19 protein-coding genes are annotated in these 23,473 nt (G+C 33.2%); 9 read left to right on the top strand and 10 right to left on the bottom strand.

Annotated features, from left to right (window positions below; all coding sequences use genetic code 11):
- Positions 1-151 precede the first annotated feature (151 nt).
- Positions 152-1,777 (top strand): ATP-binding cassette domain-containing protein, encoded by a 1,626-nt coding sequence (locus tag Q1A73_RS22320; protein WP_299610378.1) that lies wholly within the window; start codon positions 152-154, stop codon positions 1,775-1,777.
- A 62-nt stretch (positions 1,778-1,839) separates the two neighbouring features.
- Here Q1A73_RS22320 and Q1A73_RS22325 read toward each other — a convergent pair whose 3' ends face one another.
- On the bottom strand, positions 1,840-2,439 hold the full coding sequence (locus Q1A73_RS22325) for a TetR/AcrR family transcriptional regulator (RefSeq protein WP_299610380.1): 600 nt from the start codon (positions 2,437-2,439) through the stop codon (positions 1,840-1,842).
- Positions 2,440-2,525: 86 nt separating this feature from the next.
- Between Q1A73_RS22325 and Q1A73_RS22330 the strand changes: the two genes are divergently transcribed.
- Positions 2,526-4,379, top strand: coding sequence for a fatty acid desaturase (locus tag Q1A73_RS22330; protein WP_299610382.1), 1,854 nt, complete (start codon positions 2,526-2,528; stop codon positions 4,377-4,379).
- Complete coding sequence (locus Q1A73_RS22335) at positions 4,376-5,938, top strand: GMC oxidoreductase (protein ID WP_299610384.1); 1,563 nt, start codon at positions 4,376-4,378, stop codon at positions 5,936-5,938. The genes Q1A73_RS22330 and Q1A73_RS22335 overlap by 4 nt, the downstream gene beginning before the upstream one ends.
- Position 5,939: 1 nt before the next feature.
- Here the strand turns inward: Q1A73_RS22335 and Q1A73_RS22340 are convergent, their stop codons facing one another.
- The 5 genes from Q1A73_RS22340 to pheT all read right to left on the bottom strand — a co-directional run bounded on the left by Q1A73_RS22340 (position 5,940) and on the right by pheT (position 11,873).
- Complete coding sequence (locus tag Q1A73_RS22340; RefSeq protein WP_299610387.1) at positions 5,940-6,143, bottom strand: hypothetical protein; 204 nt, start codon at positions 6,141-6,143, stop codon at positions 5,940-5,942.
- 5 nt (positions 6,144-6,148) lie between these two features.
- Positions 6,149-6,376, bottom strand: a complete 228-nt coding sequence (locus Q1A73_RS22345; RefSeq protein WP_299610390.1) for a DUF2007 domain-containing protein — start codon at positions 6,374-6,376, stop codon at positions 6,149-6,151.
- Positions 6,377-6,386: 10 nt separating this feature from the next.
- The gene (locus tag Q1A73_RS22350; protein ID WP_299610392.1) at positions 6,387-7,106 is read right to left on the bottom strand and encodes a hypothetical protein; all 720 of its coding nucleotides are present in this window, start codon (positions 7,104-7,106) and stop codon (positions 6,387-6,389) included.
- A 224-nt stretch (positions 7,107-7,330) separates the two neighbouring features.
- Positions 7,331-9,187 carry a PQQ-binding-like beta-propeller repeat protein gene (locus Q1A73_RS22355; RefSeq protein ID WP_299610395.1) on the bottom strand — a complete coding sequence of 619 codons (1,857 nt, stop codon included), beginning with the start codon at positions 9,185-9,187 and terminating at the stop codon, positions 7,331-7,333.
- A 259-nt stretch (positions 9,188-9,446) separates the two neighbouring features.
- Entirely contained in the window at positions 9,447-11,873 is a 2,427-nt protein-coding gene (pheT, locus tag Q1A73_RS22360; RefSeq protein ID WP_299610397.1) for a phenylalanine--tRNA ligase subunit beta, read from the bottom strand.
- Between the two features lie 280 nt (positions 11,874-12,153).
- Between pheT and Q1A73_RS22365 the strand changes: the two genes are divergently transcribed.
- The 5 genes from Q1A73_RS22365 to Q1A73_RS22385 all read left to right on the top strand — a co-directional run bounded on the left by Q1A73_RS22365 (position 12,154) and on the right by Q1A73_RS22385 (position 18,674).
- Positions 12,154-12,531, top strand: a complete 378-nt coding sequence (locus Q1A73_RS22365; RefSeq protein ID WP_299610400.1) for a hypothetical protein — start codon at positions 12,154-12,156, stop codon at positions 12,529-12,531.
- Between the two features lie 99 nt (positions 12,532-12,630).
- Entirely contained in the window at positions 12,631-13,872 is a 1,242-nt protein-coding gene (locus Q1A73_RS22370; RefSeq protein ID WP_299610403.1) for a TlpA disulfide reductase family protein, read from the top strand.
- A gap of 230 nt (positions 13,873-14,102) precedes the next feature.
- Entirely contained in the window at positions 14,103-15,203 is a 1,101-nt protein-coding gene (locus Q1A73_RS22375) for a DUF2911 domain-containing protein (protein WP_299610406.1), read from the top strand.
- Between the two features lie 178 nt (positions 15,204-15,381).
- Entirely contained in the window at positions 15,382-17,475 is a 2,094-nt protein-coding gene (gene pta, locus Q1A73_RS22380) for a phosphate acetyltransferase (protein WP_299610408.1), read from the top strand.
- 14 nt (positions 17,476-17,489) lie between these two features.
- The gene (locus tag Q1A73_RS22385) at positions 17,490-18,674 is read left to right on the top strand and encodes an acetate kinase (protein ID WP_299610410.1); all 1,185 of its coding nucleotides are present in this window, start codon (positions 17,490-17,492) and stop codon (positions 18,672-18,674) included.
- 66 nt (positions 18,675-18,740) lie between these two features.
- On the opposite strand, the gene Q1A73_RS22390 is transcribed toward Q1A73_RS22385, so the two are convergent.
- Positions 18,741-18,929 (bottom strand): hypothetical protein, encoded by a 189-nt coding sequence (locus Q1A73_RS22390; RefSeq protein WP_299610412.1) that lies wholly within the window; start codon positions 18,927-18,929, stop codon positions 18,741-18,743.
- Between the two features lie 167 nt (positions 18,930-19,096).
- A complete protein-coding gene (locus tag Q1A73_RS22395) occupies positions 19,097-19,297 on the bottom strand; it encodes a hypothetical protein (protein WP_299610414.1) in 201 nt (66 codons plus the stop codon).
- Positions 19,298-19,650: 353 nt separating this feature from the next.
- Here Q1A73_RS22395 and Q1A73_RS22400 point away from each other — a divergent pair, with 353 nt between their 5' ends.
- Positions 19,651-21,858, top strand: a complete 2,208-nt coding sequence (locus Q1A73_RS22400; protein WP_299610416.1) for an endonuclease — start codon at positions 19,651-19,653, stop codon at positions 21,856-21,858.
- Between the two features lie 114 nt (positions 21,859-21,972).
- On the opposite strand, the gene Q1A73_RS22405 is transcribed toward Q1A73_RS22400, so the two are convergent.
- Positions 21,973-22,749: a type 1 glutamine amidotransferase domain-containing protein gene (locus Q1A73_RS22405; RefSeq protein WP_299610419.1), complete on the bottom strand. Its 777-nt coding sequence runs from the start codon at positions 22,747-22,749 to the stop codon at positions 21,973-21,975.
- A gap of 94 nt (positions 22,750-22,843) precedes the next feature.
- The gene (locus Q1A73_RS22410) at positions 22,844-23,413 is read right to left on the bottom strand and encodes a Crp/Fnr family transcriptional regulator (protein WP_299610422.1); all 570 of its coding nucleotides are present in this window, start codon (positions 23,411-23,413) and stop codon (positions 22,844-22,846) included.
- Positions 23,414-23,473 lie beyond the last annotated feature (60 nt).

A 23,473-nucleotide genomic window follows, 5' to 3' on the forward strand; every position in this document is an offset into this window, starting at 1 on the left:
ATTTTGTAATTAATATTGGATCGGAATAGAAAGATAGTTTGTGTTCATTTTCTATTGATTTTTTATTGTAAAATACTATTTAAAATACCTGAGTATTCTTTTAGGGTTTGAATCCATTTTTCTACTTTTGCCGAAAATACAATTTATTACTATGTTATCAGTTTCTAATCTTTCAGTACAATTCGGTAAGCGGGTTTTATTTGATGAAGTAAATACTACCTTTTCTCAGGGTAACTGTTATGGTATTATCGGGGCTAATGGAGCAGGAAAGTCTACATTTCTAAAAATTCTTTCAGGGGTAATTGAACCTACTTCTGGGCATGTACATTTAGAGCCAGGTAAACGAATGTCGGTTTTAGAACAGAATCACTATGCTTATGATGAGCATACAGTATTGGAAACTGTCATTATGGGAAATAAAGAATTGTATAAAATCAAGACGGAAATTGATGCATTATACGCTGATTATACCGATGAAAATGCTGAAAAAATTGGAGAGCTTCAAGTGCAGTTTGAAGAAATGAATGGATGGAATGCCGATAGTGATGCTGCCACTATGCTTTCTAATTTAGGTATTAAAGAAGATCTGCATTATACAAGCATGGCGGATCTTGATACAAAACAAAGAGTACGAGTGCTTCTTGCACAGTGTTTGTTTGGTAATCCAGATGTTCTGATAATGGATGAGCCAACGAATGATCTTGATTATGAAACAATTTCGTGGTTAGAAAACTTTTTAGCTAATTATGATAATACGGTGATTGTAGTTTCTCACGACCGTCACTTCTTAGATTCAGTGTGTACTCATATTTCAGATATTGATTTCGGAAAAATTAATAATTATAGTGGTAACTATACTTTCTGGTATGAATCTTCGCAATTAGCAGCAAGACAAAGAGCGCAGCAGAATAAAAAGGCGGAAGAGAAAAAGAAAGAACTTCAGGAATTTATTGCTCGTTTTAGTGCCAATGTTGCAAAATCAAAACAAGCAACTTCTCGTAAGAAAATGATCGAGAAATTAAATATTGAAGACATTAAACCTTCGAGCCGTCGTTATCCAGCAATTATTTTTGAAAGAGATAGAGAAGCAGGAGACCAAATTCTAAATGTAGAAGGACTAGCAGCTAGTATAGAAGGAGAAATATTGTTCAAAGGAGTAGATATCAATCTAGCAAAAGGAGATAAAGTTGTAGTTTTTTCAAAAGATTCTCGAGCAACCACTGCTTTTTATCAGATTTTAAATGACAAACAAAAGGCCGACGATGGTAAATTCTCATGGGGTGTTACCACTTCACAATCGTACTTGCCGGCTGATAATAGCGAGTATTTTCAAAATGACCTGAATTTAGTAGATTGGTTACGTCAGTGGGCTACTACCGAAGAAGAACGTGAAGAAGTTTACATTAGAGGATTTCTAGGAAAAATGATTTTTAGTGGAGAAGAGGCTCTAAAAAAATCAAACGTATTGTCTGGAGGAGAAAAGGTAAGATGTATGTTATCCAAAATGATGATGACAAGAGCAAATGTTCTAATGTTAGATGAACCTACAAACCACTTAGATCTGGAATCTATTACTGCTTTTAACAATTCACTAAAGAACTTTAAAGGAACTATATTGTTCACAACCCATGACCATGAGTTTGCACAGACAGTTGCTAATCGAGTGATAGAATTAACACCTAACGGAGTGATAGATCGTTATACTACTTTTGATGAGTATATGAGCGATAAAAAGATCAAGGAATTACGAGAAAAAATGTATGCTGTGAATGTTTAATAAACAGCTTTTTAAAAAAAATATTCTAGAAAAAACATCTACAAGAAGTAGGTGTTTTTTTGCTATTGGACTAAACCTTCAAATTTTACAAACATATATTCCTTAATGGCAGATTCGAGTGTTTTTTGGTTGTCGTTAAAAAAGGTATGATCTGTAATCAGTTGCATAATAAAGTACTCATCTAGCTTGATCAATAGTTCTGGAGATACTGTTTTAAAGATCTTATTTTCAATACCGAATATGTAAAATTCTTTTAAGTCTTTTAGTAAGCCTTGTAAAAAATGTTCTACGATATCCCAAGCACTCGGATAGTGCATCTGTAATTGTTTTAGATAAAAAGGAGAAATATCTTTTACACCTTCTGCCAGTATTTTAGCTAAAGCTTCATACTGATAACCTAAACCCATAATTTCAATAGAAATTTCATTTTTGTACGCCTTAAGTTGATCTACACGCACTTGGGTAACATATTCAAAAATTTCTTCTTTGGTAACAAAGTATTGATAAATAGTAGACTTACTTTTATTCATCAATTTTGCTAGATCATCCATGGTAAGCTCTCCAAGCTCGGTATTCCTAAGTTTAGGCAATAAAGCTTGTGTCCATTGTTCTACTTTTTTGCTCTTATCTTTTCTTTCTCGATGAATTGATTTTCTTCCCATGCTTGGTAATTTGTAAAAATCGAACTATATTTGGTTGAATAGTTCGAAAAAATACATATCTTTTTTCAAACATAACCATTTGACACGTGAAAAATCAAGCAGTTTGGCAAAAATATTCTGGAAAGGTTGCCTGGCCTACGATAATCTTATTCGTCTTTCTGTGTTTAGCGTATATGTTGCTTTGGAAACTTTATAGCAATGGGTTTTCACCAATTTGGACTTCTACTATTGGTGCTGTAATAGCTTACGGAATGTTTACTATAGCGCATGAAGCGAGTCATGGTAATATAGCAGGTGGTGTTTCCTCTTTTGAAAAAATAGAACAGATACTGGGATGGATCTCTAGTTTTTTCTTATTATTTCCATTTTCTGCATTCGTAGTAATTCATTTGAGACATCATGCCCATACCAATGATCCAGAACATGATCCTGATCATTATGTAAATGGCAGTAATCCATTTTCTATATTTTTTAGATGTCTTACATTAATTGGTCATTATTTTGGTTTAACCTTCGGGAAAAATAGTATAAAGAATACCGCCATGCGAAATATCAAAAATCAGTCTTTAGTGTTTTTGATTTTTATAGTAAGTCTTATTAGTACACTAATTGCGATGGGATATGGAAGTGCGTTGTTTTTTGTTTTCATTTTATCTGCACTGATTGCAGCCCCAATATTGGCATTTTCTTTTGATTGGCTGCCACATTATCCTCATAATAATCTTGGTAAGTATCACAATACCCGAATTGTAACGATTCCAGGATTAGAATTGGTGTCATTATATCAGAGTTATCATTTGATTCATCATTTATATCCTAGAGTTCCCTTCTATAAATATAAAAGTTGTTTTAAAGATGTGGAGTCACAACTTTTTGAAAAAAAATCAATTGTAGAAGGTTTTAGAAATAAGGATTTAGCTCTGTTAGATAAGAAAAATACGTATGAAGATATCATATCCGGAAGTGTCTGGAATTACGTGCTTGAAGTTGAAAATGTGTTTCATGAAACCAAAGATGCAGTTAAAATAGTTTTCAAGAATCTAGACCAAATACCTTTTTCTTTTTTGCCAGGACAATATGTTGTAATATCGGATTATGTGAGTGATCAATTAGTAAGTAGATGTTATTCCATATGCGAAGATCCGATTACGGGAAAACTAAGTGTGGTCGTTAAAAAAGTTCCTAAGGGGAAGCTATCTAATCATTTAGTAAACCATACGAAGAGTCGTAAAAAGTTGAGAGTTTCTGGTCCTTTCGGTAGATTTTTATTACCAGAAGTATTGGACAGGTCATTTCTCTTTATCGCTGGAGGAAGTGGAATTACTCCAATCATATCAATGGTAAAATATGTACTAAGAACATCTAAAAACGAAGTGAAACTATTGTATGGTAACAAAAGTAATGAAGATATTATTTTCGCTAATGAATTACAAGAGCTATCGTCTTTATATCCTAATCGATTTAACTATATAAAAAGTTTACAGCTTTTAGATAAGGAAACACAACAAGGTTACTTGCTAGAAACATCAACGGATACTTATTGTTATGTTTGTGGTCCAGCGCCGATGATGGAAGCATCAAAAGAAGTATTAACAGCATTAGGGGTGAACAAAAAGTTGATTCATTTCGAAGAATTTTCTCAAAATATTGAGAAACTATCTGGAAAGACTCAAAGCATATCGGTAGAAGGAAGAGATCAAAGTTTTATATACGAAGGAGATCAATCCGAAAGTATTTTAGAATCCGCATTACGAAATGAGCAACAGCTTCCTTATGCCTGTAAAAAAGGAGACTGTGGAACCTGCAAAGTACAATTATTACAAGGCCAAGTGCAGTGGAAACCGTATCAGGATATGGTATTACTAGACAATGAAATAGATCAAGGATATATTCTTACTTGTATGTGTGCACCAGAAACCGATCTAAAATTAAAATTATGAATATCGAACAGGAATACGATTATATAATTATAGGAAGCGGTTTTGGTGGGTCTGTAAGTGCGTTAAGACTAACCGAAAAAGGTTATAAAGTTTTAGTAATAGAAAAGGGCAAATGGTATCGTCCTGAAGATTTTCCAAAAACAAACTGGAATCTTAAAAAATGGTTGTGGGTGCCTTTTTTAAAATGGTTCGGAATCATGAAAATGTCTTTTTTTAAACATGTAGTAGTAATTTCAGGAACTGGAGTAGGAGGAGGTTCTCTGGTTTATGCAAATACATTACCGGTTCCCAAAAAGGATTTTTTTATTTCCGGAAGTTGGAAAAATCTGGCAGATTGGCAATCCGAACTTGCTCCATTTTATAATATAGCACTAAAAATGCTGGGAGCACAAAAAAATCCCCATTTGTTGGACGGTGACAAAGCTCTTGAAGAATTAGCAACAAGTTTGGATATAAAAAATGATTTTTCTGCAACCGATGTAGCTGTATTTTTTGGCACGCCGAATAAAAAGGTAGCAGATCCATACTTCGATGGAAAAGGCCCAGAAAGAACAGGATGTAATTTTTGTGGAGGTTGTATGACTGGTTGTAGAATTGGTGCTAAAAACACTCTGGATAAAAATTATTTGTATTTGGCACAGCAGCAAGGAGCTCAGATTCTTGCAGAAAATGAAGTGATAGATGTAGTTCCTAACCATGACGAATATACCATTACTTTTAAATCTTCTACAAGATATTTTCCTAGAAAAAAACGTGTGCGTGCTAAAGGAGTTATTTTTTCTGGAGGAGTATTAGGTACTGTAAAACTTCTGCTAAAATTGAAAAAACAATCTTTACCAAGATTATCAGATTACTTGGGAGAGGATATAAGAACAAATAATGAAAGTTTGATAAGTGTTACCAACCTTAACGGCACTAAAGATATGTCTAAAGGTGTGGCAATAGGTTCTATACTTCATACAGATGAGAATAGTCACCTAGAGATCGTAAGGTATGCAAAAGGTTCAGGTTTCTGGCGATTGTCACATTTGCCCTTAACTCATGGTAAGAATACCATAGTAAGAGTGATAAAAATCGTTACAAGTTTTATTAAAAACCCATTATCATATATAAAACTTTATACGGTAAAAGATTGGAGCAAGAGCACAGCAATTTTATTGTTTATGCAAACTTTAGATAGTACCCTGAAATTTAGGCTAAATGCTTTTGGGAAGATTAATACTTCTGTAAATGATGGAGATAAACCAAGCGCATTTATTTCGGAATCTCTGGGGTTAGCAAAACGATACGCCAAAATTACCAAAGGAAAAGAAACTGTTTTTGGATTAGAGCCTTTGGCAGGTATTCCTTCTACAGCACATATATTAGGTGGAGCGGTAATGTCTGATAATCCAAAAAGGGGTGTGATCGATAAGAATAATCAGGTTTTTGGTTATAAAAACATGTATATCTGTGATGGGTCAATGATTTCAGCAAATCCAGGAGTAAATCCATCATTATCGATTACTGCTATAGCAGAGCGGGCAATGAGTAAAATACCGAATAAATCAGATGTGTAAGCTATTGCTTATTATTTTGAAAGTAACGATACAACAGGAAAATACCATATCCTATAAATGAAATAGAAAGTAAAATTCTATAGTTCCATTCCGCAGGTGCTGCTTGTAAGTGTTGATATAATCTAAATGTTCCAAATAAGGTTCCAAAAATACCTATGATTAAATCATATTTGTTTTTGGTTGTTCTGTTATTACTTTCTTCCATGGAAGCTAAGATAAACTTTTTTCTATGATAGGAACTGCTTCTTCTACATCCGATTTCTTTACAAAAAGCTGAATGTGATCTGGAATTCCACCACCAAAGCCAGCTGCCATACCTGATTTCATATCATCTCGTGTAATAGAATTTATACCTCCTTCTTGGAGTATATTTTGTAAGAATTGTACGTTAATAAAACTTCCTGTATAGACTCGTTCGTATTCACTATCAAAAAACATAGGTTTTACTTTATGCGTTAAAATATTTACTGTCCCATATAGCAGTATTAAAGTTTTTGCCTAAAGCAAATCCATAAAATAAAACTACAGCGGCAACGGATTTAAACATAAAGAAAAATATCATAACATATTCTGAAAATGTGTTTTCTTTACTAAATAATCCCTGAGGTATCATAAAAGTTAATAATACGCTTACCAGAAATGTAAGTACAATCAGATTTTCAAAACTTTTAAAAAACCACATCATCAATTTTCGAAATGGATGAAGGTCTTCTCCCCATTTGTGTATGAGATAATAGTAATCATTACCCATTGGAGCAAATAATAAGGGATCATCTGCATTTTCTAACTTAAACAGTTTTGAAGGAGCTATTATCTTGAAGCCTTTTAATTCTAGATCGTGAATTTTTTCCAGGTCTTTTATTTTGGATAATGCTTCTTGTGGAAGTTTACCTTTAAAATATTTAGAAGCTAAAAAACGAAGTCTGTAATCAATACATATTTTTTTGATTTGGTCGATATGATAGATGTTATTACTATCTAAATGATCGAATATAAAATCATTTTTTTCTATCGGCGTTCCGTTTTCTAATGTATCTAGGATTCGGCTATCTTTTTGATCTTCTCTACTAAAGATAGCTTCAACTTGAGATCTCCAATTTGTTTCGTTTTGATGTTTAGCACGAACTTTTGCCAGCTTTTGTTCAATATTAGTTTTAGGGAATATCATTTTCTTTCTCTTTAGCTCTACTAAATTAAATATTTAGAATCTGGATTCCAAGATTTTAGGGTTTTTAACAACTGTTGAATATAATACTCCAAAATCATCAAAAAAGATGCTTGGTATTAGTTGTAAAAACAAAAAAACTGTCTGAAAAGTTATTTTTAAGTCAAGTGTTTAAGATACAAGAAACTCGATGCTTTCCAGACAGTCTATTTGTAAAATTATGGTATTTAGAATTTATGAGAAGTAATCAAATGATTCTTTTCATTCACAAAAACTACATTGTCAATCTCATCAATCAAATAGTTAGGTGTTTTATCCAATAATTCGATCTGAGCATCCTTAGCTCCTGTTTTCTTATTAATCATATATATGAAGTGCTTTGTTGTATCTCCTTTTACTTTTGTAACAACAAACTTATGAGTTTTAATTGCTTTGGAATTGGAGAACCTGGTTAATGTCACTTCAAATACTGTTGCCATTTGATCGCTATTTGCACCAGTATACATACCCGCAACTACTGTAGATGTGGTATTTCCATCTGTTTGATCTTCGGATCTAAGATATACACCATTAGATAATGCTGTTAATGTATTAATATTATCTAAAGAACCTTGAATATCTAAATCAACACCTACAATATTTAAACCAGTTTGAGCCATATTTAAAAATCCATCAACTGAGGCAGCTGGACGATAATATTGAGTGTATTTCAGTTCTCCTTCTGGTGAAAGAAGAGATATATGCTGATCCGCATGTAGTAAATAACCAGAACCGTCTACATATTCTGCAACTAAAGGAGTCTTCTTATTTACTTCTTCTAATTCAACATCTTCTGCAAAAAGTTCAATATCGCCAGTGTTCAGGTCAAACTTGTATCCTTTTTCATTTTCAAATAAAACAACTTTCTGTTCCTTTTCGTCATAGGTAACCGCAGGAATAGATTTAAACTTTACATCTTTGTCCCAGACATCTTTTCCTTTTTCAAAATCTAGAATGTTGGATCTTTCACTGGAGACATACAGTACCCCTTTATTTGTAGTAGTTACGTAGTAAGAATATCCCTTTACTTTACTATCCCATATTTTTTCTCCTTCAGGATTTACAAGGGCAATCTTACCGTCTTTTTCACTTTTTCCTACTGCGATAAAACCTTTCTCATGCGGAATAACTTCGTCTAAGAACTCAATTTTAAAACTTTTTTTCCATTTGAATTCATTGGTTTCTGGTGTGATAATATTAAAACCTTCAGTTTCTACAAGTATAAGGTTGTTATCATTATCAGGTCTTACATCGATAAGAGTTCCACGTAATTTAAGTTTCCCAGGTGTAATATCTTCTCCCGTGGAAGGATTAAGTACGGTTAACACTTTAGATTTACGAATTCCAAGGTAAAGGCTATTATTAATTTCGGAATAGACTAGTGCTTTTATCTTTTTCTTAGCCGTATGATTCCATAAAACTTCTCCAGTATTGAAATCTAAAGTGAAGATTTCATTTTTTATACCTAGTATAATATTGTTTTCTTTGTTAAAGAAAGGTCCTTGATTTACAAAAGAAGCTCCACTCAATCTCTGAAGAAGTCCTTTGGATTCTCCTAAAGGAGTAACCCAGTTTTTCTCCCAAGTTTTCAAACTAAAAGACATAAGATTACGTTTTTTTTCCTTGATAAGCTCAAATAGAATAATACCTTTCTCAGGAATTGGAATAAAATTTCGTATTCTATAGTTGTCATCTTTCGTATCAAAAACAACTTCGCCGTTACTAGAATTGATAATTAATCCTCTAGTTTTTCCGGCTAATGGCATATATTCTACATAAAAAAGAGGTAATCCATCGATGGTAAAGAAAGTGTTCTTGTCGATAGCTTTAAGCTCTTTATTGTGCCATTTGGTTTCACCTGTTTTATGATCTAAACCAATAAGTCCTTTGGCTCCAGAGGCAATGACAGTTCCATCATTAGACTGTTTAATCCATCCAACTTCGTATAAGGATTCTTTTAAATCCACTTGCCATAGAGTTTCTTGTGCATTTAAAAAGCAAAAGCTAGTAACCAGAAATACAATTAGCGCATAATTTTTTTTCATATTCTTAATTTTCAGTTCAAAATTTTTAACAAAAATGCAATTATTATGCATGCACAACAAGACAAATTAGAACTTTAAGAGTTGTTTAAGCCTTAGATTTAAGGTGTTTAGAAACATGATTGCAGGAGGTTTTTTTTGCTGTTTGTACGGATGCTAAAGGCTTATAAATATCCAAAGTTAGCGTTGTTTATTGTAATAAAACGAAAAAGCCTTTGAGTATATCAAAGGCTTTTATAAAAACTAAGTATTAGCTTTTCATTTATCGTAATTCAGCTCCTAATCTATTTTCGAAATTATGCTGAAGTTTATTCATTATTTTATCAATCTGCTTATCCGTAAGGGTTTTGTGTTCATCTTGAAGTGTAAAACTCACTGCATAAGATTTCTTACCTTTTGGAAGGTTTTTACCTTCGTAAACATCAAATAAATTAATGTTTTTTAGAAGTTTCTTTTCAGTTTGATTTGCAATGGTATGGATTTCCTCAAAAGAAACAGTATTGTCCAACAATAAAGCAAAATCTCTTCGTACTTCAGGGAATTTTGGTATTTCGGTAAATTTAATCTTACTTCTTCTAGCAAATTCTAAAATAGTATCCCATTCAAAATCAGCAAACAAGACCTCTTGAGAAATAGAAAAGTGCTTTAAGACAGATTTTTTTACGATTCCAAACTCTACAAGTTTAGATTTTCCCAAATGATAAGAAACTCCTTCCGAAAAGATGTCGTTTTTAATTGGTGAAGTTTTGGATCTTTTAATTCCTAACCGATCTAGTATAGCTTCTATTACTCCTTTCAGATAAAAGAAATCACTTTTCTCTTGGGTTACTTTCCAACTTTCACTGGTTTTATTTCCAGAGATCACAAGACTTAGGTGTTTATTCTCAATCCTACCACTTTCATAATTGTGATACGTTTTTCCAAATTCGAAGAGTTTAAGGTCGGAACGCTTTCTATTAATGTTATAAGAAACTGCCTCCAATCCGGAAAATAATAGAGATTGACGTAAAACAGCCAAATCATTACTTAAAGGGTTTAGCATTTCTACATTATGATCAGCATTTAATTGCTCTGATAACGAGATGTATTCTGGAGAAGTAAGAGAGTTCGCCAGCATTTCATGAAATCCTTGCCCAACTAACTGATTAGAAATTGTATTCTGTATCGTATGATCAGAAAACTTATCTATATTAGATACCGAAGCATTTAATTTTTGACTAAAATTAATATTATTATATCCATAAACACGTAGTATTTCTTCGATAACATCAGCTTCTCTTTGCACATCATTTCTATAGGATGGAATAGTAAGACCTAATCCTCCTTCAGTTACGCTATTGACTTTAATTTCTAAAGAGCTCAAAATATCCTTGATCGTTTCCTGAGGTAGCTCTTCTCCAATTAATTTGGTAGTATTTTCAAATGATAAGAATACCTGAAAATCCTCTATTTTCTTTGGATATAGGTCTGTAATATCGCTTGTAATATCTCCACCTGCCAATTCCTGAATTAGTAATGCAGCTCTTTTTAGAGCATATTCTGTTATTGTTGGATCAATACCTCTTTCGAATCTAAATGAAGCATCGGTGTTAAGCCCATGACGTTTTGCTGTTTTTCTAACACTTACCGGATTAAAATAAGCACTTTCTAAGAAAATGGACGTTGTAGTTTCTGTAACACCAGAATTGACACCACCAAAAACTCCTGCGATACAAAGAGGTTTTTTTGCATCACAGATCATAAGATCTTCTTCGTGTAATTCTCTTTCTACTTCATCAAGTGTTGTGAATTTTGTACCAGCTTTACAGGTTTTTACTTCGATTTTATTTCCTTCGATATGATTAGCATCAAAAGCATGTAAAGGTTGCCCAAGTTCATGTAAAACATAATTTGTTACATCCACTACATTGTTTTTTGGCGTAAGACCAATTGCCTTAAGACGATGTTGTAGCCAGTTTGGTGATTCTGCTACTTTTAAACCAGATATAGAAACTCCACAATATCTAGGAGCTAACTCATTATTTTTTACTTCTACATCAAATTTGTGAAGTCTATTATCAATTTTGAAATTGCTTACTGAAGGAGTAATCAATTCTAGATTAAGATCTTTTTGTTGTAATCCAGCTTTAAGATCTCTTGCAGTACCCCAATGACTCATAGCGTCTGCACGATTAGGCGTTAACCCAATTTCAAAAACCTGATCATTTTCGATATCAAAAACATCTGCTGCCGGAGTTCCAACAGGAATATCCTTATCCAGCACCATAATTCCATCATGACTTTTGCCTAACCCTAATTCATCTTCTGCGCAAATCATCCCATGACTTTCTTCTCCACGGATTTTACCTTTTTTGATAGTCCATTCTGTTCCTTCACTATCATAAAGCTTGGTTCCGATGGTAGCAACAGGCACTTTTTGGCCTTCTGCGACATTCGGGGCTCCACATACGATCTGTACAGGTTCACCAGTTCCTAGATCTACTTTAGTCACTTTTAGCTTGTCTGCATTCGTGTGTTGCGCGCAGCTGATTACTTGTCCTACTACAACACCTTCTAAACCTCCTTTAATACTTTGGTAAGTCTCTATTCCTTCTATTTCAAGCCCTAAATCCGTAAGTAGTTCTCCAGTTTTTACTGCATCCCAATCAAGCTTAATAAATTGCTTGAGCCAGTTATATGAAATTTTCATTAATGATGATTCTGAAATTAGGCCGTAAAGATACTACTTTGGGGAAAGTTGACAAACAAGATTTCCTTCTTATATCATAGAAAATTACTTCAATTCAATTTTATAGGATTATGAAAAATATTTCAGAAACTTTTCTGTAATTAGAAGAAAAAAACAAAGTAAAGAAATAGTGAGAAGGATAAATTTATTTCATTAAAATCATACACAAATTGATGGTTTTCAATGTAAAAAAATATTTTTTACCTTTGTAAGTGTTATAAAATTATTAAACAAGCCCCCAATGAAATCCTTCAAATTAATAATTGTATTCGTCTTTTCTATTGTTCTTGGAAACCATATAGGTTATTCACAAAATAATAATGCTAAGAACGCAGAGGAATATATTCCTAAAGAAGTAGTAAGTAGAACCAAAAGCAATCCTGGATTTAGTAAGCAAAAGATGAGTAAAACTAATCGTGCGAATGGTTTTGAAAGAGATGCGATTTTTTCTGATAAAGAAAAAAATGCTAGGGCTTTAACCGCTCAAAAATCAAAAAAGAGTGGAAAAGCAAAACTTACTAAAGAACAAGCTAGAAAGAGAAGAGAGGAAAGAGTGAGGGCAATTAAGGAGGAGAATAAAAGAAAAAAGAAGACGACTTCTAAGAGGAATAAGCAATGATGTAATATCATAAAAACTGATAAATTATATAAAACTGTCTGTTTAGATTAAGATATCTTTCCAGACATTTTTTATATTCGCACATATCACACAATTCCTATGAAGAAATTTATTTTACTCTCATTTTCGGTAATAGCACTTTATTCATGCAAAAAAGACGTTTCCAGTAAAAAATCATCCAATGAACCTTTAACATTAAAAAGTGGTTTGTGGAAGGCTTCAATGACCGTTCAGGACAATGAAGAATTACCATTCCTTTTCGAAGTATTTGAAGATCAAACATTACGAATTTTTAATGCAGAAGAGACTATAGATGTTGATGAGGTTACAGTAAAAGGTGATTCTGTGTATATCAAATTCCCTGTTTTTGAAGGATATATCGCTGCAAAATTTAATGATTCTACTACAATTACAGGTAGTTTTATTAAAGAAAGCTTAGATAGAATTGTCCCTTTTAAAGGAGAATTTGGTGTTAAAGATAGATTCGAAATACTAGCAAAACCAACAGCAAATATTCAGGGAAATTGGGAATCAGTATTCAGTCCGGATACTCCAGAAGATAAATACATTGCAAAAGGTATTTTTAAACAAAATGGAAATGTAGTCACAGGAACTTTTAGAACTACTACTGGAGATTATCGCTATTTAGAAGGAGTAATAAATAACAATAAGCTAGAGTTGTCGACTTTTGATGGAGCACACGCATTCTTTTTTAAGGCAGAGGTTACTGATAGTACTATGAACGGGTATTTTTATTCGGGCAATCATTGGAAGGAGCCATTTGTGGCAAAACGAAATGAATCATATGAATTACCTTCAGAAGATTCTCTAACTTTTTTAAAAGAAGGATATGATAAGTTTGCTTTTAGTTTTCCAGATGCAAAGGGAAATCAGGTTTCTCTCGAAGATGAACGTTTTAAAGGGAAAGTAACTTTGGTGCAAATCATGGGGACTTGGTGTCCTAATTGTATGGATGAAACTAAGTTTTATGTGGATTATTATAACAAAAATAAAAATAAGGATATTGAGTTCGTTGCATTAGCATTCGAATATGCGAAGACTTCTGAGAAAGCTTTTAAATCTATCGAAAGAATGAGAACAAAACTTAAGGTAGAATATCCTATTCTTTTAGCGCAATATGGAACATCCAATAAAGAAAAAGCCCAGGAGAAACTACCTATGCTAAACCATGTGTTATCATATCCAACTACCGTATTTATTGATAAAAAGGGATCGGTGAGAAAAATCCATACAGGTTTTAATGGTCCTGCTACTGGTCAGAAGTACCTAGATTTCAAGCAAGAATTTGAAAGTTTTGTTAATCAGCTGTTAAATGAATAAATGATTTAACACTAATTAGTACTTGTTCTTTTTCTTTAACAATCCCGTAACATCAGGATTAAAAATATCGTCTTATCATTGCTTAATTCGTATGATTTTTCTGTCATACGAGCTGAAAGTAAATCATTTATAACTACAGTATTCAAAATTTACTATAGCAATCTAAGGGCACTTTTTAATTGATTGTGTGGTAAATTATAACTGATCTGTAAAAATCTAAAGTAAAACAGATGAAACAATCTAAACTTATCATGACATTGTTGGTGGTATCAACAATGTTGTTTTCAATTGATTCTAAAGCACAATTAAATACACCTGAGGCGAGCCAAAGAGCCAAGGTTTCTCAGCGAGTAGGGATTACAGACATTACGATAGATTATGGGAGACCAAGTGTTAAAGGTCGTGAAGTTTGGGGTAAATTGGTTCCTTACGGTTTTAATAATCTAGGATTTGGTACGTCTAAAGCAGCTCCATGGAGAGCAGGAGCCAATCAGAATTCTACGATAGAATTTTCTCATGATGTAAAGGTAGAAGGAAAAGATATCAAAGCAGGGCTTTATGGTTTGCATATTGCTCTAAAAGAAGATGGAGGTGCAACGGTTATATTTTCTAAGAATTCCTCTTCATGGGGAAGTTATTTTTATGATGAAAAAGAAGATGCTTTAAGAGTCGATGTTAAAACCAATGATGTTCCTCATACAGAGACCTTATTATTTTTATTTCCTTCATTTGATGCTAATAGTACGATTGCAGCTCTACGTTGGGAAAAGAAAGAAATACCATTCAAAATTGAAGTAGATGTAAATGCTATAGTGATGCAAGGATTAAAAGAAGATCTTAGAAGTAATAAGGGATTCACCCAATCTAATTGGGATAATGCTGCTAATTTTGCATTTAATGTAGGAGATTTAGATCAGGCTTTGGAGTGGGTAAATGCTTCAATAAGCGGTAACTTTTTTAGTAAAGAAACATTTGGTAATCTATCATTAAAGTCAAGAATTTTATCCAAACAAGGGAAAACTCAAGAGGCAATGGAAGTAGTAGATAAAGCAGTAGCCAAAGGAAACGCTAGTGAGGTGTTTCAGTTAGGAAATGGGCTTATTGGGCAAGGTCAAAAAGATAAAGCTTTGGAGGTTTTAAAGAATAATGTAAAAAATAGTAATGGTGCTTGGCCTTCTAATTATGGGCTAGCGAGAGCATATGCAGCAACTGGTGATTATAAAAATGCCATAAAATCTATGAACACTGCGATGAGTAAAGCACCAGAAAGATTTAAAAATAGATTGTCTGGAGAATTAGAAAAGCTTAAAAAAGGAGAAGATATAAATTAAATCATTAAAAATAAACCAAGTTTATCAAGGGGTCAGAAAATTTCTGATCCCTTTTTTATGTATTTCAAAATTTAATAGTTAAGGATTTAAGTACTATGGAATAGCAAGTTTTGGCTTCTAGAAAAGGTGTAAAACTTTGACAGTATTACCATATCTTTGCTCCACCAAATTTATATACATGAGTAAAGCTGTTTATATTGCTACTATAGAACCTAATAGTGGTAAATCAATTGTCGTACTAGGATTGATGAGAATGCTACTGGGAAAAGTAGCCAAAGTGGGTTATTTTAGACCTATTATAGATGATCCGAAAGAAGGAGAAATCGATAATCATATCAATACGGTAATTTCACATTTCGAATTAGATATCAATTTTAAAAACACCTACGCTTTTACACGAAGCGAGGTTTTACAAAAATATAACCAAGGTAGATCAGGAGCGATTATTGATGGTATTATTGAGAAGTATAAAAATTTAGAGGAGAAGTTTGATTTTATTCTTGTAGAGGGAACTGATTTTTCTGATGAAGGAAGTATTATAGAATTTGATATCAATGTAATAATTGCCAAAAATTTAGGAATCCCTTCTATTATTGTTGCTAGTGGTGTTGACAAGACGAACGATGAGATTTCTGGAAATTTAAAATTAGCATATGACACCTTTACAAGCAAAGATGCAGAAGTGTTAGCAATAGTGGCTAATAAAGTGGTCGATGGATGTGAGAGAGAGCTGAAAGCAAAGTTAGAAAAGGATTTTGATAATGATATAGAGAAAATTGTAATCCCTAAAATTGGAACTTTAATCAATCCTACTATCAAAGAAATAGTTAAAGAATTAGAAGGAAAAGTTCTTTTTGGGAAAGAATTTTTAAATAATCAAGCGGGGAGTTTTGGTGTTGGAGCAATGCAGTTACGAAATTACCTTACACATCTCAAAGACAATAGTTTAGTTATTACTCCTGGAGATCGAGCGGATATAATTTTAGGAGTATTACAAGCGAATATATCTGATAATTACCCTAAAATTTCTGCGATTATTCTTACTGGAGGAATAATTCCTGAAGAACCAATTTTAAAATTAATTGAAGGAGTTTCACTCTCTGTACCTATTATTTTGGTAGCTCAAGGAACCTTTTCCATAACGAATAGAATTGGTGCTATACGATCAAAAATTTATGCAGATAATCTTCTAAAGATCAATACATCCATTAGTACGTTTGAAAAGTATGTGGATGAGGATCGTTTGGTAGATCCGTTGATAACATTTGAATCAGATAGTTTAACACCAAGTATGTTTCAGTATAACCTTCTGAAACGAGCACTAAAGAATAAAAAACATATTGTTTTGCCTGAAGGTTCTGATGAACGAATTTTAAGGGCTACATACAGGTTGCAAGCTTCTAATGTTGTAGATGTAACGCTCATTGGAGATGAGAAAAAAATAAAAACGAAAGCTACAAAACTTGATATTCCTATAGATTTTGATAAGGTTAAAATAATCTCACCTACGAAATCACCATATTTTGAAGATTATGTGCAAACGTTTTATGAATTGAGGAAACATAAAAATGTAAATCTCGATATGGCTAGAGATATGATGGCGGATGTTTCTTATTTTGGTACTATGATGATCTATAAAGGACATGCAGATGGAATGGTATCAGGCGCGGTTCATACGACACAACATACAATAAGACCAGCTTTACAGTTTATTAAAACCAAACCAGGTGTAAAAGTAGTTTCATCTGTATTTTTTATGTGTTTAGATGATAGAGTTTCTGTTTTTGGGGACTGCGCAATTAATCCAAATCCAAATGCAGAACAATTGGCAGAAATTGCTATTTCTTCTGCTCAATCTGCAGCGGCGTTTGGTATAGAACCAAAAGTTGCCATGTTGTCTTATTCTTCAGGTACTTCTGGAAAGGGAGAAGATGTAGAAACGGTACGAGAGGCTACTAAAATTGTAAAAGAAAAACATCCAGAATTAAAGATTGAAGGTCCTATACAATACGATGCTGCTGTAGATATGCGAGTGGGGCAGAGTAAACTTCCAGATTCTGAAGTAGCTGGACAAGCTAGTGTTTTAATATTTCCTGATCTTAATACTGGTAATAATACTTATAAAGCGGTGCAGCGAGAGACAGGAGCATTAGCCATTGGCCCCATGTTACAAGGATTGAATAAACCAGTAAATGACCTGAGTAGAGGGTGTACTGTGGATGATGTATATAATACCGTAATTATAACGGCAATTCAGGCGCAAGGATTGTAAAATTAGAATAGTATATGAAAATATTAGTACTAAACTCTGGGAGTTCGTCGATAAAGTTTCAATTGTTTCAAATGCCTTCTGAAGAAGTTATATGTTCTGGATTGGTAGAGCGTATTGGATTGGAAAATGCTAAAATAAGTTTTAAAACAGCCAGTCTTAGCATAGAAGATATCGAAGATATTCCTAATCATAAAATAGGATTGCAGTTAGTTGCATCTTATTTATTACATCCCGAAAAAGGAGTTGTTTCAGAATCATCTGAGATTGATATTGTTGGGCATAGAGTAGTTCATGGAGGTAGTACTTTTGCAAAAACGACCGCAATAACTTCAGAAGTGAAAGAAGAGATAGATAGACTTTCCTCTTTGGCACTACTTCATAACCCAGCAAATTTACAAGGTATTTTAGTCTCTGAAGAAATATTTACGGATGCTAAGCAAGTGGCAGTTTTTGATACAGCATTTCATCAAACAATGCCTGTAGAAGCATATAAGTATGCAATTCCTAATGCTTTTTTAGAAGAAAACGACATAAGAGTGTATGGTTTTCATGGAACAAGCCATAAATATGTATCTGAAAAAGCGATAGAGTTTTTAGATAAACAAAACGCAAAGGTTATTACTATTCATTTAGGAAATGGATGCAGTATGACGGCTGTTAAAGATGGAAAAAGTATTGATCATACCTTAGGCTTTGCACCGATGAATGGATTGATCATGGGAACAAGATCTGGTGACATTGATCCTGCAGTAATTTTCTACATGGTAAACTCACTTGGATATTCCTTAGATGAAGTTAATTCGCTATTGCAAAAGGAAAGTGGTATGTTGGGATTAACGGGTTATAGTGATTTACGAGATATTGAATCTGAAGCAGAAAAGGGTAATATCGCTTGTAAGGAAGCATTAGCAATGAACGCATATCGAATCAAAAAGTTTATTGGTGCCTATGCTGCGATCATGAATGGTTTAGATGGTATTGTTTTCACCGCTGGTATTGGAGAGAATTCTGATCTAATGAGAAAATTAGTTTGTGAAGAATTAGGATTTATGGGTATAGTATTAGATGAGGAAAAAAATAAAATCCGCTCTAAAGAAATAAGAGATATTAGTGATGATACTTCTAAAGTTAAAATAGTAATCATACCCACGAATGAAGAATTGGAAATAGCCAAGCAATCATTTCAATTGGTTTCATAATAAAAGAGATTACCAAAACTCTACAATTGGTAATCTCTTAACTTCCTTACTAAATTTGATGCTTATTTATGCCCAAATACATGTGCCATTTGGTTGACAGTAACCAAAATCACAAAATTCAAATCCATTAAACATTTGACAACACTTTCGTGGAGGTCCACAGTATACAAAGCGACGATTTGCAGCTCCTGTTATCTGTTTTTGATCTTTTTTTGTTAATGCTTTAATTCCTTTTAGTTCTAAGATTTTTTTCATTGTGTAAATTATTTAAGTTAATTTTCTGCAACGTACTATACATATCAATAGTACGGTAAATAAAATCTGTTGATATTTGTAAATTTAAAGAACTTATTTAGTGCTTTCAATTCTCTAAACGATTAGTGTTGTTTTGTAAAACAAACATTTATTAAAGAGAGATTTGTTTAGTATAGAATACAACCTCCCCAATTTGTGCATCTTCCAGGTTCACAAAAACTTCCACCAGGATAGCTAATGCGACATTTATTTCCTCCTCCTCTAGGGTTTGGGTTACAACAAGTAATACTTGTCATAGCTCCCTTAATTGATCTCTGTTGTGCTTTACTTAATTCTTGAATTCCGCTTAATTCTAAGATTTTTTTCATTGTGTAAGATGTTTTAAAGTTAATCACTTAAAATTAGTTGAATTTTCCCTAATTCAAATACGTGAAAAACTTTTACTTCTTGTGGTTTTAGAGTTTTTAAAATGATAATTGGAAATAAGACAAACGTGAATGCAATACTATTCTTATACTTGGTTGTAGGAAACAACTTATCAACAATGGTTGTAAATCGTTAATTACCTGTTTTTTAATTAGTTATACGTTTCGTAAAGGCTAAATTGAAGATTGTCAACATATTGCGTAATGATTTGATAACATTTGCCTATGGTAAATGTAACAAAATAGTCATAGCTTCGGAACGTTAAAATACACTAACCTAACTCACAACACACGAAATGAAAAAAATACTACTGATGTTAGTAATGGTTTATACCGTTGCTAGTTTTGGTCAAATTCCATCGTATTATAATGATGTGAATCTTTCTTTATCAGGACAAGCTTTAAAAAATGAACTAGCTTCCAAAGTAACAAATACGCAAACAACAATATTATCATATACGCCTGGCGTATGGGATGCTTTAAAACAAACAGATTTAGATCCTTCTAATTCTTCTAGAGTGATATTGATCTATGGCTTCAGTGATACCGATGGCAATTCTACCACTGATAGAACAAGAGGAGTAGATAATAATGGAGGAGGCTCTACGGATTGGAATAGAGAGCATGTGTATCCAAGATCACTAGGAAATCCGAATCTAGGAAGTACAGGTCCTGGTTCCGATGCACATCATTTAAGGCCTTCTGATGTGCAAAGAAATTCTAGTAGAGGAAATAGAAAATTTGCAGATGGTTCTGGTAATTCTGGAGTAACGGCACAGGGATATTGGTATCCTGGAGATGAGTTTAAAGGAGATGTCGCTAGAATGATGATGTTTATGTATATCCGTTATGGTAATCGATGTTTACCTTCTAACGTAGGAGTAGGAACTGCAGTTGCTAACGACACGGATATGATTCAGTTATTCTTAGAGTGGAATGCAGAAGATCCTGTGACTCAGTTAGAATTACAAAGGAATCCGATCATAGAAAATTTACAAGGAAATAGAAATCCTTTTATTGATAATCCGGCATTTGCAACTCAGATTTGGGGTGGACCACAGGCCGAAGATCGTTTTGGGAATACTGGTGGAGATACAGAATCTCCAAGTATACCTGCTGCTTTAACTGCATCTAATATTACGACCACTTCAGCTCAGTTATCCTGGAATGCTTCTTCTGATAATGTCGGAGTTACAGGGTATGATGTATATCGTAATGGATCTTTGTTAAGTTCAACTTCAAATACAAGTTATACTGTAACAGCTTTATCTCCTGCTACAACGTATACCTTTGGGGTAAGAGCCAAAGATGCTGCAGGTAATGTTTCTGGATTAAGTACTTCTATTAATGTCACTACCGAAAATACTTCGGGTGGTGGAAATACATTATGTAGTTCAGATATAACAACGTTTCCTTATAGCCAAGGTTTTGAAAATACTATTGGTCAATGGAGGCAAGCTGGTTCTGGAGATGATTTTAATTGGGCTACACGTTCGGGTAGTACCCCATCATCAGGAACAGGACCAAGTAGTGCAAGCGAAGGATCTTATTATTTGTATATGGAGTCATCTACTCCAAACTACTCAAATAAAAGAGCTATTTTATATTCTCCTTGTTTTGATATTACCAATGAAAGCGAGGCTACCTTTTCTTTTAAATATCATATGTACGGAGCTTCTAATATGGGAAGTCTTTCTCTCGAGGCTAGTCTTAATGGAACAAGCTGGACAACAATTTGGAGTCTTTCTGGAAATCAAGGGAATTCCTGGAACACAGCAAATGTTAGTTTAGAAAATTATGTAGGCCAAAGAGTACAATTGCGTTTTAATGGAGTTACAGGCACTACTTGGCAAGGGGATATGGCTGTAGATGCTATAGAACTGTCTACTTCTGGAAATACAGGAGGTGGATCTACCACTAGTGATGTGAATGTACGAATTACCTTTGATAATTATCCTGAAGAAACAAGCTGGGAAATACGAAATGATAGTAATCAAGTTGTTTTTTCTGGAGGTACGTATGGATCACAAGCAGATGGTTCTACAATCAATTTATCCAGAACTTTAGATAATGGTTGTTATACATTTATTATCTACGACACCTATGGCGACGGTATTTGTTGTAGTTATGGTAACGGTTCTTATGCATTAACGGATGCTACAGGTACTACACTGGTTTCAGGAGGGTCATTTGGATCACAAGAAAGTAATACTTTTTGTGTAGGAAATTCGGTAAGAAGTTCAGTACCTGAATCTAATTTTAAGGAAGTTTCTAATGTTTTTGATTTTAGTTTTTACCCAAATCCAGTGAAAGAAACATTAACGATACAGTCCGAGTATAGTATTTCTGGAAAATATGAAATCATAAATTATACAGGGCAAATACTAAAAACTGGATTAATTACAAAAGATCCTATTAGACTTGAAGGGATATCCTCAGGTATCTATTTTATTAAATTGACGAATGGGGAAGAAAAGTTAGTCAAAAAGTTTACAAAAGAATAATCATCTCTTTTTAAGTGTTATATACATAACCTCTACTTTATAATGAAGTAGAGGTTATTTTTAGTAAGTATAATTTATAATGTAAAGTATATAAAAGTTGAGCTTGTATTTACTTTATTGTAGTTGATGAAGTAATTTTTCTGCCACCAGTTCAGATGATGCTGGATTTTGACCTGTAATTATTAATCCATCTTCAAGGGCATAAGGAGCCCAATCATCTCCTTTAGAATATTCTGCTCCATTGTTTATAAGCATGTCTTCCACTAAAAAAGGAACTATGTCTGTTAGTTGCACAGCAGCTTCTTCAGAGTTAGAAAATCCAGTTACTTTTTTATCTTTTACCAGAGAAACTCCATCAGCGGTTTGTGTGTTTTTAAAAATTGCAGGTGCATGACATACTGCCGCTACAGGTTTGTTCTGATTGTAAAAAGCTTCAATCAGTGAGATTGATTTTTTATCATTAGCTAAATCCCATAATGGTCCGTGACCACCAGGATAAAAAATAGCGTCGTAATCTTCAGCTTTGATTTCTGAAAGTGAGATTGAATTTTTTAGTTTATCCTGTGTTTCTGGATCTTGATCAAACCTTTTAGTAGCATCAGTTTGAAAATCTGGTAATTCACTCTTAGGATCAATTGGAGGTTGTCCGCCTTTTGGAGAAGCAATAGTAATAGCTACCCCTTTATCTTTTAGAAAATAGTAAGGAGCTGCAAATTCTTCTACCCAAAATCCAGTTTTTTCTCCCGTATCTCCTAATTCATCATGACTTGTTAATACGAATAATACATTTTTCATGTTATTTGTTTTTTTAGTTATGCTTTTATCATTATTGTGATTTCCACAAGAAATCAATAGTAGTGAAGCAATAATAAAATAGGTAAGTTTTCTCATTGCTAGTTTCTTTTGAATAGTTGTTATTACATATAACTTTTCAAAATTACTATAATGTGATAACCAAAAAATTGATGTATGATAAGAAATGAATTTAATTTCGTGCTATTTCTTTTCGTATTCGGCTAAGGCTTTCTGAAGTGATACCAAGATAAGAAGCGATATGATAATTTTTGACTAGCTGTTCTATATTTGGATAGGTATTTACAAAATCCAGATATCTTTCTTTTGCTGTTTTGGATAAATCTCCTATGATTCTCCTTTGGAAGGATCCGATGTAAGATTCTGTTTTAAATCTAAAATATTCTTCTATTCCTGGGATCGTGACACAGATTTCATTCATATCATCTCTGGAGAGCTTTAATAAAACAGCATCCTGTAGACATTCTATCTGGAGTATAGCTATTTCCTTTTTAAAAAAAGAAGTGTAATCGCTTATCCACCAATCAGTAATGGCAAACTGTATAGTGTGTTCTTTAGCAGATATATCGGTAAAATAGGATCGCAAACATCCATGAACTACATAATATTGATACGAGGTAGTGTCACCAGGAAATAATAAGTTTTCTCCTTTGGAAATAGTAATCTTAGTAAGTTTTTCATCAATCATTCGTTGATGTTCTTTACCTATATGATAACCTTTGAAGATGTTGGCAATATCCATGTATGGTTAAAGTCTTAGAGTACGTACAAAAGTATAAAATAAGAGTCCGATTACAATTCA

Source organism: uncultured Aquimarina sp., from assembly GCF_947492115.1.
Lineage (GTDB): Bacteria > Bacteroidota > Bacteroidia > Flavobacteriales > Flavobacteriaceae > Aquimarina.